Origin of the sequence: Glutamicibacter sp. AOP5-A2-18, from assembly GCF_052446055.1 — a bacterium.
In the GTDB taxonomy this organism is placed as follows: domain Bacteria; phylum Actinomycetota; class Actinomycetes; order Actinomycetales; family Micrococcaceae; genus Glutamicibacter.
Window position 1 is genome coordinate 2,962,529 of sequence record NZ_JBQSVW010000001.1, and the last position, 15,216, is coordinate 2,977,744.

Here is a 15,216-nt window from a genome sequence, read left to right on the forward strand (position 1 = left end):
TTAAAAAGTTGTTTTAGAGGTTCGTGATCGAACGCGGGTAGGAAGCTTGGGCACCGTGTGCCTGTACCGTCAGGGCCGCAAATTTACCGGCAAATTCTGCGGCCTGAGCAAGGTCGTCACCATGAGCTAGCCGTGCCGCCACGGCACCGGTGAATGCATCACCGGCACCGGTGGTATCTACTGCTTTGACCTTTACCGCGGGCAGTGCACGAACTTGGACCCCACCATTGTCTAGGGCCACACGGTCCGCAACTAGGCAGCCGTTGGCCCCGAGCGTGATGACCACGCTGGCGATGCCCTCTTCCACCAGCATGTTGGCCAGTCGCTCATACTTGCCATCAAATTCACGGGCTGGGTGCGGGTTCAGCTGCTGGAGCACCGCTTCAGCCTCATGCTCGTTGACTACCAAAGGGTTGGCCTTGAGCAGGTATTCACGTTCCAGTTCAATCACTGGTGCCAGGTTCAGCACAATGCGATCGGTGGCGGCATCCATCGCGGCTTTGATGCCGGAAGCAGGGATTTCACCTTGTAGAACCAGAATGCCGTTAATAGCCTCTGCTGCTTTGACCGCCTCATCGGTGACGGTGGAGTTGGCTCCTGAGACCACGGCGATGGAATTTTCTGCCGCCGAGTCCACCTGAATAATGGCCACACCGGTCGGTTCGCTACTTCGGGCCACCCGGTCCAGTTTCACGCCTGCTTCTTGCATTTGACCCAAGGCAACTTCAGAGTGTGAATCGTTGCCTACAGCGCCGATGAATTCGGTAGCCGCTCCGGCCAGTTGAGCAGCCAAGGCTTGGTTGGCACCTTTGCCGCCGGGTGAGAGTTGGTAGGAATTAGCCAGCACGGTCTCTCCTGGACCGGGCAAACGTGCCATCAACGCGGTGATGTCTACATTGCTTGAGCCCACGATGGTGACCTGGATGTCCTGCTGCATTCTTTTCCTCTTAACCGCTCTTGGTGTTAATGGCCGTTACCAATACCTATAGGAAGATTACCTGTTAATAGGCCGACCACGATTCTTCAATGGTTCGGCAGTGATAAGAGGCCGGCCGAGGCCACCCCGAGGCGTCCAAAATCGCTAAGATGAAGATTGTGTCGGTAAACCAGCTCTCAGATAGCGCGCAAAACTATCTCAAGATCATCTTTGGACTCACTGAGTGGTCCAACGATCCAGTGACAGCCAGCGTCATTGCGACCAAAGCTGGCATGAAGCTTTCCACGGTCTCCGGCGCATTGAGTAAGCTGCGACAGCAGGGTCTTTTGGATCATGTTCCATACGGTGCCGTTACCCTCACCGACTTAGGCCGTGGCTACGCGATGACCATGGTTCGGCGCCATCGATTAGTTGAGACTTTCCTTGTCCAGATGCTTGGCTACCGCTGGGACCAGGTGCATGACGAGGCCGAAAATCTAGAGCACGCCGTCTCTGATTTCATGATTGAGCGCATTGACGATCTTCTAGAACATCCGACCCGTGATCCTCATGGCGATCCCATTCCCACCGCAGAAGGCCACATCAACATCCCAGAAGCGATCAATCTCAGTGACGCCGCCGACGGCAGCCGCGTCGTAGTCGAGCGCATTGCTGATGATGATTCTCAGCTGCTTCAGTATTTCTCGGATCAAGACATCCGCGTTGGAGTTCAGCTCAGCGTTTCGGTTGCAGAAGATTTCTCTGACACCGTCACCGTCAAGGTCGCTGGGAAAAAATCAACCGCTCAGCTCGGAACCCGTGCAAGCACCGCAGTTTGGGTCTCACACGTAGCTTGATGCGGTACCTACAAAGCTTTTGTCGAAGCTTTCAAATGCTGCGCTAGCACAAGTAACAATCCTCGAACGGCTTATTTTGTCGGAATGTGGATTAGAGTAAGAATCAACCAAACTTACTGAAAAGTTCAAGTTTCTTTTCCTTGGATCGATCCACCGAGTTTTGGTCATCACTCGTATTCCTTCCTGCCGAAAGACTTCACCTTGCCAAGGAAAATCTTTGCCCTGCTCTGCGCTGCAATTCTGGTTCTCGCCGGTTGCAGTGCCCCAGCAGATTCGCCCTCGTTGGCCAGCCTTTCTGAAACAGTTCCAGCACCGTTGACCACAGGTCAGACCTTGGTCATCGAACGCGCTTCGACCAGCTCCAAGAAGGTCAGCGCCGGCCCCAAGCTCAACGGTCCCAAGGCCACGACTATGCTCAAATCGCTACCGGTCAAGGGTAAAGCGGCCGCTACTGGATACAACCGAAACAAGAAATTCGGCAACGGCTGGAAAGACTTCGACAAGGACAAATGCGACGAACGCCAAGACACCCTCTCCCGAGATATGTCTAAGGTGAAGTTCAAGGATCGCAAGAAGTGCACGGTCGCTTCCGGTACGTTGAATGACAAGTACACCGGCAAGAGGATCAATTGGAAGGTCAAGTCTGGCAGCGTCGATATTGACCACGTGGTTGCCCTGAAAAATGCGTGGATTTCCGGTGCGCAAAAGCTTTCACAATCTCAGCGTCAGGCACTAGCTAACGATCCGCTGAACCTTATTGCTGCTGATGCGTCCGCTAATCGCCAGAAGGGCGAGAAGAATACGGCTGAGTGGTTGCCAAAGAATAAGAGCTTCCGCTGCCAATACGTGGCCACACAGATTAGCGTCAAGAAAAAGTACGCGCTTTCGGTGACAAAACCCGAAAAGAACGCCATGACCAAGGTGCTGAACTCTTGCAAGAACCAAAAGGGCGCCAAAGTCACCGCGATTAAGCCTGCTGGTTCAACGCCAAAAACTACTCCAAAGAAAAAGACCACTAAGTCCCCTGGCACGGTCAAGGGCACCGTACATCCTGGTTCTTACTGCAAGAACGTGGACAAGGGCAAGCGTGGAAAATCTGCCGCAGGCAAGCTGTACACCTGCAAATACGATGCCAACGGAAAGCTTCGCTGGCGCGCATAATCGAGAAATGAACATGGCGGAGGTCTTCGACCCCCGCCATGTTCATTTCTGCTGAAGCGACAGCCGCTTCGTGAATATTCGTGGATTCGTTCTAGCTAGCGGCCGCCAATGACTTGCGCCGATTTTTTGTTGCGATGTAAGCGGCAATCAATCCTTGCCGAGGGCTGAACAGGTAGACCACGGTGAAGATTAGACCTTGAGCTAGAACCACCATGCCGCCGGTGGATGCGTCGAGGAAGTAGCTTACGTAGACGCCCAATATCCCGGCAGACGCAGCGAGCGCCGGTGCAATGATCAACATCTTTGAAAACTTGTCAGTTAGCAAGAAGGCTGTGGCCCCGGGGATGATCAGCATCGCGACCACCAAGATGACTCCGACAGCTTGCAAGGCAACCACGGATGTCATGGCCAGCAACCCGAGAAGTACTGCACCAATCAGTCGTGGGTTCATTCCCAATGCGTGTGCGTGCGTCTGGTCAAAAGCGTAGAGCGTGAAGTCCTTACGTTTGAAGATCAGAATTGAGAAGGTCACCGCTCCCAAGATCAATACTTGCCACAGATCCTCAGCAGAGACACCCAATAGATTGCCGAAGATAATGTGGTTGAGATCGATGTGGCTTGGAGTGACAGAGATGAGAACCAGTCCGAAGGAAAACAGAGTGGTGAAGACAATGCCTATTGCTGCGTCTTCTTTCAGTTTGGTTGTGTCCCGCACTCCCCCGATGAGCGCCACCGCTAAGAATCCAAAGATCAATGCTCCCAGTGCAAACGGCGCTCCAACGATGTAGGCCAAGACGACCCCTGGCAATACTGCGTGCGAGACCGCGTCACCCATCAAGGACCAGCCAATAAGCACCAGCCAGCAAGAAAGTACCGCGCAGAGCACGGAAGCAATAACCGTCACCGACAAGGCGCGGATCATGAACGTGTAGCTCAGGGGCTCGGCGAGCAGTTCAAGTAGGTTCATGAGACATCTCGTTTCATCGGATCTAGCCCGAAGGCCAACGCCAAGTTCTCTGCCTGCAGCACGACCTCGGGTGCACCGTGCATCAGGACCTTGCGCATCAACAGCACCGCTTCATCAGCGAGCTGTGGCAGGGCCTGCAAATCATGGGTGGAGATCAAGATGCTTCCACCATCATCGGCAATTTCGCGCAGTAGCGTGGTGATGGTTGCTTCACTGCGTTTATCTACGCCGGCGAACGGTTCATCTAGCAGCATGATGCTGGCACCTTGGGCGATGCATCTGGCAACGAAGGCACGTTTCTTCTGACCTCCGGAAAGTTGGCCGATTTGCCGGTCTGCGTACTCGGTCAGTTCCACCCGTTCCAACGCTTCGTTGACTGCCGCATGGTCCTTCTTCTTGGCCCTTCGACTCCATCCCATCTGTCCGTACCGGCCAGTCATCACTACATCGCGTACCGATATGGGAAAGTTCCAATCCACCGCTTCGCTCTGTGGAACATAGGCGAGCATTCCGCTCTTACGCGCTTGGAGCGGATCGGTACCACCGATTTTTACGCTCCCACTGTCGGGCTTGATTTGGCCCATGATCGTTTTGAAGAGTGTGGACTTCCCGGATCCGTTCATGCCCACCAACCCGCAGACGGTGCCTTGGGCCAGCGCCAACGATGCGTTATCCAAAGCCAGCACGGGACCGTAATGAACGGTGGCCGATGAAACGTCAACGGCCAACTCAGTAGTACTTGTGACGATCATGGCGTTTGGCCTTTCAACGATCGGGCAATGAGCTGGGTATCGTGCGTAATTAGTTCCAGGTAAGTCGGCACTGGTCCATCAGCTTCTGAGAGTGAATCTACGTACAGTGTTCCGCCGTATTTTGCGTCGGTAGATTCCACCACTCGTTGCATCGCCGCATCAGATACGGTTGATTCGCAGAAGACTGCAGGAACGTGGTTCTCTCGTACATAGTCAATGGTGGAGGCGACCTTGCGTGGCGTCGCCTGAGATTCCGCGTTGACCGCCCAAAGGTACTTTTCTTTGAGCCCGGCATCTTTAGCTAGGTAGCTAAAGGCACCTTCACAAGTAACCAAGACCCGTTGCTGCGCGGGAATTGATTTGAGTTCCGTGGCAAGATCATCTTGAACTCTTTGTAGTTCAGCTTGATACCGCTTGGCGTTAGCTTGATAGTCAGCGGAATTGGTTGGATCAAGTTTGCTGAAGGCCTCTGCCATCCGGTTCACGTATTTTTGCACGTTCATTGGACTCATCCAGGCGTGAGGGTTCGGTTTGCCAGCACCTTCCCCCTGAACAATTCCAATCGGCGTGATGTCGTCACTGACGGTGACATGCGGTGCCGGGCTCTCTTGAACAAATTGGGCGAACCACGCTTCAAGGTTTAGCCCGTTATCCAGGATCAAATCAGCTTGGGAGGCACGGCGCAGGTCATCGGGGGTTGGCTCATAACCGTGGATTTCAGCTCCTAGACGAGTCAGTGATTCCACCCGCAGGTGATCGCCTGCAACGTTTTGAGCGATGTCCTGCAGCACGGTAAAGGTCGTGATCACCACAGGTCGGGAGTCAGCTGATTCGGCCATACCCGGCTGCGACTTACTTGCCGGAGTACATCCCGTAGCCACCACCAAAAACGACACAACAAGCAATGCCATCATGCGCGATGGCTTGCGTAGTCCGGACATTATTAGCACTTGTGTCCTCAAATCCTGAGCTTCGTGGCGCTACTCCTGCCTCGTTGCAAGAGAACGCGAGCGACAAACTTCGCTTACACACAGGATAATGTTTGAGGGGTCAAACAATCAATCTAATGACGCCGTTACCCCACCGCAAGATCGTAGATCAGTCGCGCTGCGCTACGCGCGGTTCGAGAGTCAACATCAAATTTCGGGTTGAGCTCAACAACATCTGCGACAGCTAGCTTTCCACTCTGCACAACCTGACGGCACACGGCATCAATGACTTCAAAAGCAACGCCAAATCCGGCGGGAGCACTGACCCCGGGAGCCACGCTTGCGGGCAATACATCAAGGTCAATGGTCAGATACAGCACGTCGATACGATCCAAGAATTCGGATACAAAACGCTGCGCGCGATCTGGCTGACACTGCTCATCAAGCAAGTAGCTAACACTTAGCTTGTCAGCCCTGGCGAAGAGAGCCGAGGTATTGCTCGGACGGCTGATCCCCACAACGGCATAGTTGAATTCTCGCCCAGATTTTTCCATGACTCGGGCAATGTCAAGAAACGATGTGCCACTGCTGCGCCGAGGTTCATCACGCAGATCAAAGTGGGCATCAAGATTAAGAATGCCAATGCGTTTCGACGTCTGCGTAGCCAGGAAATTCAGTAATCCGCTGGCTGTCCCGTAGGCGGTTTCATGCCCACCACCGAGCACTATCGGCAGAGCGTCAGCATCCAAGGCTTGCTCCACCACTGCTGCTAACCGATCCTGGCCCTGCTCCAAATCGTCACCGGTAACCACAACGTCGCCTAAGTCCACTAGTGCCCGCTGGCTATGGATGGCCAAGGGGCTCAGCGCGGCCCGCAAGCTAGCGGGGCCATCAGCTGCACCGGTGCGTCCTTGATTGCGTTGCACCCCTGCATCCGAGCAGAACCCGATCAGCGCTACGGCGCCAGAAAGATCTGGCTGAACCTGCTCACTCACACGCTGATGCCAGCGGGTGTGTTCAGGTCCATCTCCGTCGACTCGACCAGCCCATTTTGGTGCCACACGGTCCACGGAGTTTTGTTGTGCTTCTGGTAGTTCGCCCATACCTACAGCAGAACAGACTCAGCAAGAATCAACCAGAGCATTGTTTCAGGCGCTGTCTGACATTCCAGACTCAACAAGAGTTCTCGCTAGTCGGCTTGAACGAGAACAAATGCGGTAGTAGATCCGGGTTCTATCTCGGTACGGCCGGCATCCTGGATCACCGGCCCACTTGCTCGCCGTGACAATACTTCAAAGTCCTTTTTAGGCAGGTGTCGAATCCCTACCGGAGCATGCACTTTGAGCCATCCCTCAATGTCTTGACCTCTGCTTTCGGTCAACCATGCAAACAACGCGTGGGCACACTGAGCGGCTGCCTTGCCGGTAGACATTTCAAGGGAGGCATTGACGGCGATGATTACTTTAGAATCAAGGATTTCATCGCTCTTGGGTAGCTGCGTGCCTGAGACCTGAAGCTTGGCAATAAGCTTGGGAAGATCCGCGGCCGGAAGCGGTGGCAAACCGACAGCTTGAGCCTTGCCCACTTCGCTAACCATTTGCTCTGGGAACAACTCAAGGACCTTGGCGAACATCTTCGGATTCGCTCGCCGCACCGACTTAGCGAAAGCTTGTTCCGCCCACTTCTGCCAGTCCTCATTATGCGGGTCCTGAAGGTATGCAATGACCGCTGCGCGAGAAACTGCCGAAAGCCCCTCATCTTCAGTTGAAGGATCTTCTTTGTCGATCCTCAAGATTATGGGTTGGACCAGTTCTTCGGGATCGCGTTCGCGCAGTTCATCCATGAGTTCATTCTAGGTCGTATCGCCCTAGCGCCTACGTGCCTTGCGAACGATCACGATAATGACGCTGGTGAGCATGGCCGTCGCGAGGCTGATAATCAATGGCGTTTGCCATGGCACCTCAAGCACGGTTGCGCTGAAGTTCTTACCAAAAGCACGCAGTCCCTTGGCGAAACCAACCTCTGATTGGATGACGCGCGCTGCACTGTCTACTACCGCGGGCATGACCCATTGGGTAGCTAAGGACAGTACCCAAAAAATCAGATTCGAAGCACGCAGGAATCCAACAAAACCAAGGATGAGACCCAAGACTAAGGCTCCTGCATAGCCCAGATAGATTGCGTAACTTTGGGCGCCGGCGATGAGCGAAGCAACGATCTGCAACCAGTACCCAAGGCTGACCGTCAACATGGCGTAGAACAGTGCTGCCACGGGTAAACGCAACTTTGCGCTCAAGAAGTACCACGCTTGGCTAATGACCAGAAGCGAACCAAATACCCAGAGCTGGTGTACTGAAGCTTTGGACAGATCTCCACTGAAAGCCGCCGGGTTTGTCGCTTGAATTCCTTGAGCACCAAGGGCAAGCATGCCCAGGAACATTCCTACCGCGGTCACCACCGCGAATCCGGTTCGTCCTCGACCTATTCGGCGAACACACCAGCTACCAAGCAGTGCTGTCAAAGCGAATACGATAATCAATCCAAGAGCATCGTCACTAGCTACCGGGAGTATCGCTCGGTCGTTTTCACCGATCCACAACCACGGCAAGACAGCGATGGCCGCCATCAAAATGCCACCGACTAATTGCATCCACCAGTTTTGCCAGACACGCCTCATTGAACCCACAATGCTCCTTCATGTACCTACGGGCTCATTGTTCCAGAGCCGACCGAGCACTGCGCGAAGGGCACGAGGTATGTTCGCAGTTTAGGTAGGCTCACAAAAAAGATGGCCCGCAAGCATTCCAACAAACAAGAATGCTCACGAGCCATCGATAAAGTTCTTTCACCAAGTCCTGGCGTGGGTGGCCAGTTCTTCTTTAGCGATGCAGATGCAGGTGGTCTACAAACACGTTAGGTCGTAGTTGGATTCGGCGATTACCTTTCCAACGTCGTCTGATTTCATTGAACTACACATGATTCACCGTGCGCAACGGACGGTCGACACAGTAGTCAATATGATCAACGAGAATCACTTTTGCTCAGAATTTTTCGTCATTCTGGCGAGATACCTGAATCACAAGTTGCGAATAACAGATTCTTAGCTACCCGTTGACATTGACGTAGCGTCAACCGGTAGCGTGTGGCCTATGAACGAGCCAACAAACTTTGAAGAGCCTGACGAATTCTCTATTGCGTATTTGGCTCGGACCGCAGGGATCAGCAGCCGCACCCTGCGCCATTACGACCACATCGGACTGTTTAGCCCGCACCGCGTGGCTTCAAACGGCTACCGCTTCTAAGCTCAAGACCAGCTGGTTCGACTTCAACGAATCCTGGTACTCAAGGACATGGGACTTAGCTTAGAAAATATCGCCGAGATCTTAGAGCGCCAAAGCGATGAACGTGAGGCGCTCAAGAAGCACGTCGAGCAGCTTCAGCTTCAACGAGAAACGTTAGACCGGCAGATTCTCGCCCTGAAGCACTCAATTACCGCACTAGAAACTGGAGAGACCATGAAACCCGAAACGAGCTTTGACGGATTCAATGAGCAGTACAAACAAGAAGTCACCGAGCGTTGGGGGTCCGAGGCCTACAACAGCTCAAATAAATGGTGGCGCAGTAAGACTAAGCAAGGGCAGAGTGAATTCTTCGCGCTGGTTCAAGAACTAAACGACGCGTGGATCCAGGCAGGCAACGACCAAGTGAGTGCAGAAAGCGAGGTGGCCCAGTCGCTGGCCGCACGTCACCTGCAATGGTTATCTTCCGTTCCTGGAACGCCATTGGGTGCTGAAGGTCCTGAGAAACATGCTCAATACATTGAATCTTTGGCCGACATGTACGTCGCCGACGAACGGTTTGCTAAGAACTATGGCGGACATGCGCCGCTGGTACGTGACGCCCTGAAGTTCTATCTGAAGAACACTACTCAGCCCTAAGAGTGGAGTCGTTCGTGATCTCTTCGCGAGCTTGCGCATAGCGTTGCTGAATATAGTTTTCCAACTCGACGCGTTCTACGCGCCACATGCCACGGCCACCAATTTGGATTGCTGGTAGCTCGCCGCTTTTTACTAGGGCGCGGACTTGAGGAAGCTTTACATTAAGCTCCTCAGCAACATCTTCCAAGCGCATAAACCTCATAGCAATAGGGTACTTGGATTACTTCCCAAAACATCGGTGAAGCACGCTTGTGTGGACAAGAGATCACGGATGACGCGAAACCGCTTTTACTGGCATGGAGTGTGACTTCGTCTGCTGAATGGCGGGGTTCTTCGGTCGCTTCGTGGCGGGGTCAGGTGACACCGATGACCAGGGTGCTCTGTGCGGCTTCGATGACGTCGTTGGTGATGGTGTCGAGTTCGTTGATCTTCAGGACCCGCTGGATCTGGGGGAAGAGGCGTTCGAGGAGCCGGAAGTTGCCGCGGGTGATCCGTGCGATGGCTGCGATGGCTTGGGCGTCGGTGAAGTCGTCGGGGTCGAGGGTCTTGCCGAGGGATCGCCAGTGTCGCTCGAGGACGAACAGCAGTTCGTCTTGTCCCAGGGGCCGGTACTGGTGGGCGAAGCCGACTCGGCTGTAGAACTGGGGGTAGTGGCTGAACTGCTTCTCCAGGCCGGGCATGCCGATCAGGATCAGGGCGATGTCGTCGCGGTCGTAGCGATCGCGCAGCAGTTCCAGCGCGGCGGGACGTAGTCGTTCGGCCTCGTCGACGATGATCAGCTCCACGTAGTTCCTGCCGTGTCGCCATCCCCAGGCCTCGGGAGTGGCCGTGCCGGGAGGTACGAGGTGCTGCTCGATGCACATGTTGGTGCGGGTGATGGCTTGGGTCAGCTCGTCCTTCAGGGTCCGCGGGGTGGTCAGCACGCTGGGGGTGTAGAGCACGGTGCGGCTCCGGTTCAAGGCGGCGTAGATCTTGGCGTCGTTGTCGGAGCGCGGCCCCCAGTAAGTCAGCAGGTCATGAGCCTTCTCGTAGTGTGCGTAGCGGCGTGCGGAGAGTGTCTTTCCTACGCCGGCTGATCCGAAGCACAAACCGATGGTGTGCCCGCGGCGCACGGCGTCGGCGAACTCGGTGAAGCGGCGGTGCTCCTTGGTGACGATGAAGCGCTGGCTCACCTGAGGTCCTCCTTGTAGATCTTCAACGCCGACCTCGGCGCCGGAGTCGGTGCTTCGGTGATCCGTGGTGTCTCGGTAGGTGCGGCCACGAGGGCGATGCGTTCGTTGATGCCGGCTCGCAGCGCCCGGCGGCGGGCGTTGCGCGCGGCCTGGATCTCCTTGAGGCTGACCTTTTGATCGTGGTGCTCCTGGTTGACGGCCTTGCAGACGAATTCGTCGTGATCGAAGACGCGGATCTCGGTGATGTCGCGGGGGTCGTAGCGGATCACGACCGAGCGTCCGACGTAGCCGGCCAGAGTTGGGGAGACGTAGCGCAGGCCCTGGAAGCGGATGCCATCGCGGCGCACGACGCGGGTCTTGGCGACGGTTAACAGCAGTCCGTCGAGGTCTTCCAGGCTCTCGGGCATTCGGGGCAGCCAGCCGTCGGCGATCCACGCGCTGCGCGGGGAGGTTCCGAGCTCGCTGTGCGTGCGGTCGTTGTAGGTGGCCACGAACGCCTCCAGGGCGCTATCGAGTTCGGCCAGGGACAGTTTCGGTGTCGGCCAGGGGTGCCCTTCGGTGATGTGTCCGGGCAGGGTGGCGAGTAGCTCGGTGTTGATGGTGCCGAAGAACCGCTCGATCTTGCCGCGGCCCTGGGGTCGGGCGACGGTGGAGTGGATCAGTCGGATGTGGAGGTCGACGGCGGTGTGGGCGAGCTGGTCACTGGTGAAGTCGCTGCCGTGGTCGACGTAGAGCACGTCGGGCAGGCCGCACATCGGCCAGGCCGGGTCGGTCTTGTGCCAGATCGCTTGGCGCAGCGCCAGGGCGGTGTTCATCGCCGACGGTGCGCCCAGGAAGGCTGTGTAGCCGCAGACCGCCCGGGAGCAGTCGTCGAGGATCGTTGTCAGCCATGGCCGTGCGGGCTTGCCGTCGGTGCCCACCACCAGGATGTCGAGCATGGTGTGATCGGATTGCCACATCGCGTTGGGCAGCTCTGCTTGCCGGCGGAGCACCAGCTCGTGCTTGTCGCGGTAGGACGCTGCGCCCTCCAGGGCGAGGGTGACCATGCCGGGATCCAGGGTCCGCACGATGTCCCACACCACCGAGTAGGAGGGGACCGGCCACTTCCGGGCGGCGCAGATGCCGGTGACTTTGCGGTGGATGGTGGCGATGGCCGGCCGCGGCTTGCTCAGTGCCAGGCCCTCGATCAGGTGGACGAGGTCGGGCGGAAGGCGGCGGGAGCCGGTGTCCGCTCGTGAGGCTGTCTCCAGTCCGGCGTAGCCGTCGGCGCGGTAGCGGGCGTGCCAGCGCTCCAGGGTCCGCAGCCCTACATCGGTCTCGCGAGCTAAGCGCGCGAGGGGCACCTGGTCCTCGACGTGGAGCCTGAGGATTCGCCACCGCGCTCGAGCGTCCACGACGCACCTACTGCAAGGCGTTCTCGCGCCCGCGCTCGGCGCGCTGAAGGGCGCGGTAGACCGTGGAGCGGCCCACGCTGAACAGCTCGGCCAGCTCGCCCACGGTGTGCTCGTCGGCGGCATGTAGCTGGACGAGGTGAGCTTCTTGCCGGGGGTGAGTTTCGGTGACTTCCCGCGCAGCCGGCCCTTGGCCTTGGCGACCTTCATCCCCTCGCGGGTGCGGGCACGGATGAGGTCGGCTTCGAACTCGGCGACCACCGCCAGCACGTTGAACAACAGTTTCCCCATCGGGTCGGTCGGGTCGTACACCGATCCGGCGATGCTCAGCTTCACTTCCCGCGCCGCGAGGTCGTCGGCGATCTGGTGGGCATCACGGACTGAACGCGCCAGCCGATCGAGCTTGGTGACCACGAATGTATCGCCGTCCCGACAGGCAGCCAGCGCCTGCCGCAGGCCCTCACGGTCGGCGTTGCGGCCCGTGAGCCCGTGATCGACGTAGATGCGCTTGGGATCGACGCCGAACGCCGCGAGTCCGTCACGCTGCGCGGTCAGGTCCTGCTCGTCGGTGGAGACTCGGGCATAGCCGACCTTCAAGGGGGACATGCTCCCCAGTGTGTCATATAGCCTCCCTTCACCGGACAGTTCACCGGACGGGTCTTACGGGACAGCCCGCCAGGTGTGCCGTCGTTCCTCTCGATAAGTAGCGGTGGTGTCCGGTGAGGGTTCCCCTTGCGGGCATGCGATCTGGGCTGACGCCTGTGACCGAGTGTTCAGTGCGTGCTGTATAGTTCAGAGCATGCTGACTATTGCTTCGCGTCTCGACGTGATGAACCGCCTGGGTCGTGCACTGGCCGACCCCACTCGATCCCGGATCATCTTGACCCTGCTCGACCATCCCGCTTACCCGGCGGAACTGGCCCGAGATCTGGACCTGACACGCCCGAACGTGTCCAACCACCTGGCATGCCTGCGCGATTGCGGGATCGTCGTCTCCGAGCCCGAGGGTCGTCGGACACGATATGAGATCGCCGATTCGCACCTGGCGCAGGCGCTGACGGCACTGGTCGATGCCACCCTGGCAGTGGACGAAGACGCCCCGTGCATCGATCCCGCCTGCTCGCTTCCCGGATGCGACGCAGCTGGGGTGGGCGCATGATCCTCACCTCGGTCTTGCAGGCGATGGGCCTGTTCGCAGCGACCAACATCGACGACATCATCGTGCTCTCCCTCTTCTTCGCGCGAGGGGCAGGCCAGCGCGGCACTACCGCCCGCATTCTGGCCGGCCAGTACCTCGGATTCGCCGGCATCCTCGGTGCCGCGGTCCTGGTGACCATCGGCGCCGGAACATTCCTGCCCTCGGCAGCCATCCCGTACTTCGGTCTCATCCCTCTGGGCCTCGGCCTCTGGGCCGCATGGCAGGCCTGGCGCGGAGACGATGACGACGATGACGACGATGACGACGAGGCCAAGGTTGCCGGCAAGAAGGTCGGCGTGTGGACAGTCGCAGGCGTCACCCTTGCCAACGGCGGCGACAACATCGGCGTCTACACCCCTGTCTTCCTCAGCGTGGAACCTCTCGCAGTAGTCGCCTACTGCATCGTCTTCCTCGCGCTCGTCGCGGTCCTGGTGGCCCTGGCAAAGTTCGTCGCCACCCGCCCCCCGATCGCCGAAGTGCTCGAACGCTGGGAGCACATCCTCTTCCCCATCGTTCTCATCGGCCTCGGCATCGTGATCCTCGTCAGCGGCGGAGCCTTCGGACTCTGACGTAGCGGCAGCGATCCAAACGGCCCCGACCGGGCGCACCCCTCTCGGTTCAGACCGCGACACCAACCTGCAGCCAGTCCTGCGTGATCGCGGCAACAAGACCGCCACGGAGCGCTGCAAAAACCCCGCCACCAAGCGAACGAAGCCACAGCATGGAGCGCCGGTTTTTACGCAACATTATCGGGCAGTCCGCGCAACACATTTGGGCTCAACTGGTCATATTGACTAAAATCCTAAGAAGGTACTTACGCACGCGCATCACAACCTGTCACAGGAGACCAGTATATGAATTCGGATACGTATCAGCTCGATGAAACCGACCGACGTATCCTGCTGGCGCTTGATGCTGATCCACGTGTTCCGATCATGATGTTGGCGCAGCAACTGGGCCTAGCCCGAGGCACTGTTCAGACTCGCTTGGAACGTCTGGCCCACTCCGGTGCATTGCGTCCAAACACCGCTCGCATCCTGCCTGCATCCATGGGGCGCGGTGTCAGTGCTTTTGTCAGCGCTGAACTGAATCAGGCCAGCCTGAATGAAGCCATCGCAGCCCTTCGCCAGATCCCTGAGGTTTTGGAATGTGTTGCACCTGCTGGCGACACCGATTTACTGATTCGTGTTTCGGCGACGGATCCAGATGATCTCTACCGCGTCAGTGAAGAGATTCGACTGTGCCCGGGCATTACCCGCACCTCAACCTCAATGATTCTGCGCGACGTAATTCCTTACCGCACCACTGAACTGCTAAAGAAACTCAGCAAAGACAAGCACTAGTCTTCCAGCTCGTGGAAGAGTTCCCTGACTCGCTCAGCAATTTCATCTCGGATGAGATTCATGCGCTCGGCGCCGGTGATTCCATCTTCACTGGGTTCATAGGTCACCCAGCGTTCCGCGTTCACCGTCGGGGCAAGGTTCGGGTGCGCATCTGTACCTAAGATGATGACCCGGTCCACCTGATCCACAATCTGCGGATCAATAGGCTTCGGCGTTCCACCTGACATGTCGGCCCCGGCCTGCGACAACGCGGCCACAGCTTCTTGATTGATGCCAGAGCCCGGATTAGTGCCAGCCGAATAGCTGGTGACTTTGCCGTCAGAAATATAGTCCATGAGCGCGGCAGCCATCTGAGATTTGCCGGCATTGCGTGAGCAGATGAAAAGCACCGAGTTAGCCATAAACCAATTGAACCACCCACGAAGAGTTTCGTGGGTGGTTCAATGCCAAAGATTCTTTTTGTACTTAGAGATCGCGCCAATAGGTGTGCAACATCCGCAGTAAGTATTAATGACAGCGTAATTAACCACGTCAGGCACGTCATTAAGCAGTGAAGCAGGCACGGACAGTGTTAAACAAGGTTTGTCTAGAA

At 57.1% G+C, this 15,216-nt stretch carries 18 protein-coding genes and 1 pseudogene; 7 read left to right on the forward strand and 12 right to left on the reverse strand.

Annotated elements, in window-relative coordinates; genetic code table 11:
* Positions 1-13: 13 nt before the first annotated feature.
* Positions 14-937, reverse strand: a complete 924-nt coding sequence (locus ACT3RW_RS14205; protein WP_444614186.1) for a ribokinase — start codon at positions 935-937, stop codon at positions 14-16.
* 158 nt (positions 938-1,095) lie between these two features.
* Between ACT3RW_RS14205 and ACT3RW_RS14210 the strand changes: the two genes are divergently transcribed.
* Together ACT3RW_RS14210 and ACT3RW_RS14215 are read left to right on the forward strand one after the other, a co-directional pair.
* Positions 1,096-1,773, forward strand: a complete 678-nt coding sequence (locus tag ACT3RW_RS14210) for a metal-dependent transcriptional regulator (RefSeq protein WP_444614187.1) — start codon at positions 1,096-1,098, stop codon at positions 1,771-1,773.
* Positions 1,774-1,974: 201 nt separating this feature from the next.
* On the forward strand, positions 1,975-2,934 hold the full coding sequence (locus tag ACT3RW_RS14215; protein WP_444614188.1) for an HNH endonuclease family protein: 960 nt from the start codon (positions 1,975-1,977) through the stop codon (positions 2,932-2,934).
* A 91-nt stretch (positions 2,935-3,025) separates the two neighbouring features.
* Here ACT3RW_RS14215 and ACT3RW_RS14220 read toward each other — a convergent pair whose 3' ends face one another.
* The 6 genes from ACT3RW_RS14220 to ACT3RW_RS14245 form a co-directional block, all read right to left on the reverse strand.
* Positions 3,026-3,901 (reverse strand): metal ABC transporter permease, encoded by an 876-nt coding sequence (locus ACT3RW_RS14220; protein ID WP_444614189.1) that lies wholly within the window; start codon positions 3,899-3,901, stop codon positions 3,026-3,028.
* Positions 3,898-4,653, reverse strand: a complete 756-nt coding sequence (locus ACT3RW_RS14225; RefSeq protein ID WP_444614190.1) for a metal ABC transporter ATP-binding protein — start codon at positions 4,651-4,653, stop codon at positions 3,898-3,900. Before ACT3RW_RS14225 ends, ACT3RW_RS14220 begins: the two co-directional genes overlap by 4 nt.
* Positions 4,650-5,594, reverse strand: a complete 945-nt coding sequence (locus ACT3RW_RS14230) for a metal ABC transporter substrate-binding protein (protein WP_444614191.1) — start codon at positions 5,592-5,594, stop codon at positions 4,650-4,652. The genes ACT3RW_RS14225 and ACT3RW_RS14230 overlap by 4 nt, the downstream gene beginning before the upstream one ends.
* Positions 5,595-5,728: 134 nt before the next feature.
* A complete protein-coding gene (gene hutG / locus ACT3RW_RS14235) occupies positions 5,729-6,685 on the reverse strand; it encodes a formimidoylglutamase (protein ID WP_444614192.1) in 957 nt (318 codons plus the stop codon).
* 86 nt (positions 6,686-6,771) lie between these two features.
* Positions 6,772-7,425, reverse strand: coding sequence for a peptidyl-tRNA hydrolase (locus ACT3RW_RS14240; protein ID WP_131089124.1), 654 nt, complete (start codon positions 7,423-7,425; stop codon positions 6,772-6,774).
* Positions 7,426-7,449: 24 nt separating this feature from the next.
* Complete coding sequence (locus ACT3RW_RS14245) at positions 7,450-8,268, reverse strand: hypothetical protein (RefSeq protein WP_444614193.1); 819 nt, start codon at positions 8,266-8,268, stop codon at positions 7,450-7,452.
* A 463-nt stretch (positions 8,269-8,731) separates the two neighbouring features.
* On the opposite strand from ACT3RW_RS14245, the gene ACT3RW_RS14250 reads away from it, so the two are divergent.
* Both ACT3RW_RS14250 and ACT3RW_RS14255 read left to right on the forward strand, forming a co-directional pair.
* On the forward strand, positions 8,732-8,884 hold the full coding sequence (locus tag ACT3RW_RS14250) for a MerR family DNA-binding transcriptional regulator (protein WP_444614194.1): 153 nt from the start codon (positions 8,732-8,734) through the stop codon (positions 8,882-8,884).
* Positions 8,885-8,896: 12 nt separating this feature from the next.
* Positions 8,897-9,520: a MerR family transcriptional regulator gene (locus ACT3RW_RS14255; protein ID WP_444614653.1), complete on the forward strand. Its 624-nt coding sequence runs from the start codon at positions 8,897-8,899 to the stop codon at positions 9,518-9,520.
* On the opposite strand, the gene ACT3RW_RS14260 is transcribed toward ACT3RW_RS14255, so the two are convergent.
* From ACT3RW_RS14260 to ACT3RW_RS14275, 4 genes and pseudogenes are all read right to left on the reverse strand, one after another.
* Positions 9,507-9,713, reverse strand: coding sequence for a helix-turn-helix domain-containing protein (locus ACT3RW_RS14260; protein ID WP_131089832.1), 207 nt, complete (start codon positions 9,711-9,713; stop codon positions 9,507-9,509). The genes ACT3RW_RS14255 and ACT3RW_RS14260 overlap by 14 nt on opposite strands.
* 160 nt (positions 9,714-9,873) lie before the next feature.
* Positions 9,874-10,692 (reverse strand): AAA family ATPase, encoded by an 819-nt coding sequence (locus ACT3RW_RS14265; RefSeq protein WP_037161208.1) that lies wholly within the window; start codon positions 10,690-10,692, stop codon positions 9,874-9,876.
* Positions 10,689-12,209, reverse strand: coding sequence for a Mu transposase C-terminal domain-containing protein (locus tag ACT3RW_RS14270; RefSeq protein WP_444614195.1), 1,521 nt, complete (start codon positions 12,207-12,209; stop codon positions 10,689-10,691). Before ACT3RW_RS14270 ends, ACT3RW_RS14265 begins: the two co-directional genes overlap by 4 nt.
* Positions 12,094-12,689, reverse strand: a pseudogene (locus ACT3RW_RS14275) (recombinase family protein). The gene ACT3RW_RS14270 and the pseudogene ACT3RW_RS14275 overlap by 116 nt, the downstream one beginning before the upstream one ends.
* A gap of 193 nt (positions 12,690-12,882) precedes the next feature.
* On the opposite strand from ACT3RW_RS14275, the gene cmtR reads away from it, so the two are divergent.
* The 3 genes from cmtR (at position 12,883) to ACT3RW_RS14290 (ending at position 14,624) form a co-directional block, all read left to right on the forward strand.
* Positions 12,883-13,242 carry a Cd(II)/Pb(II)-sensing metalloregulatory transcriptional regulator CmtR gene (gene cmtR / locus ACT3RW_RS14280; RefSeq protein WP_038992393.1) on the forward strand — a complete coding sequence of 120 codons (360 nt, stop codon included), beginning with the start codon at positions 12,883-12,885 and terminating at the stop codon, positions 13,240-13,242.
* On the forward strand, positions 13,239-13,850 hold the full coding sequence (locus ACT3RW_RS14285) for a cadmium resistance transporter (protein ID WP_444614196.1): 612 nt from the start codon (positions 13,239-13,241) through the stop codon (positions 13,848-13,850). The genes cmtR and ACT3RW_RS14285 overlap by 4 nt, the downstream gene beginning before the upstream one ends.
* A gap of 285 nt (positions 13,851-14,135) precedes the next feature.
* A complete protein-coding gene (locus ACT3RW_RS14290; protein WP_131089127.1) occupies positions 14,136-14,624 on the forward strand; it encodes an Lrp/AsnC family transcriptional regulator in 489 nt (162 codons plus the stop codon).
* Here the strand turns inward: ACT3RW_RS14290 and ACT3RW_RS14295 are convergent.
* Entirely contained in the window at positions 14,621-15,025 is a 405-nt protein-coding gene (locus ACT3RW_RS14295; RefSeq protein WP_131089128.1) for an arsenate-mycothiol transferase ArsC, read from the reverse strand. The two genes, ACT3RW_RS14290 and ACT3RW_RS14295, sit on opposite strands and share 4 nt — an antisense overlap.
* Positions 15,026-15,216: the final 191 nt, after the last annotated feature.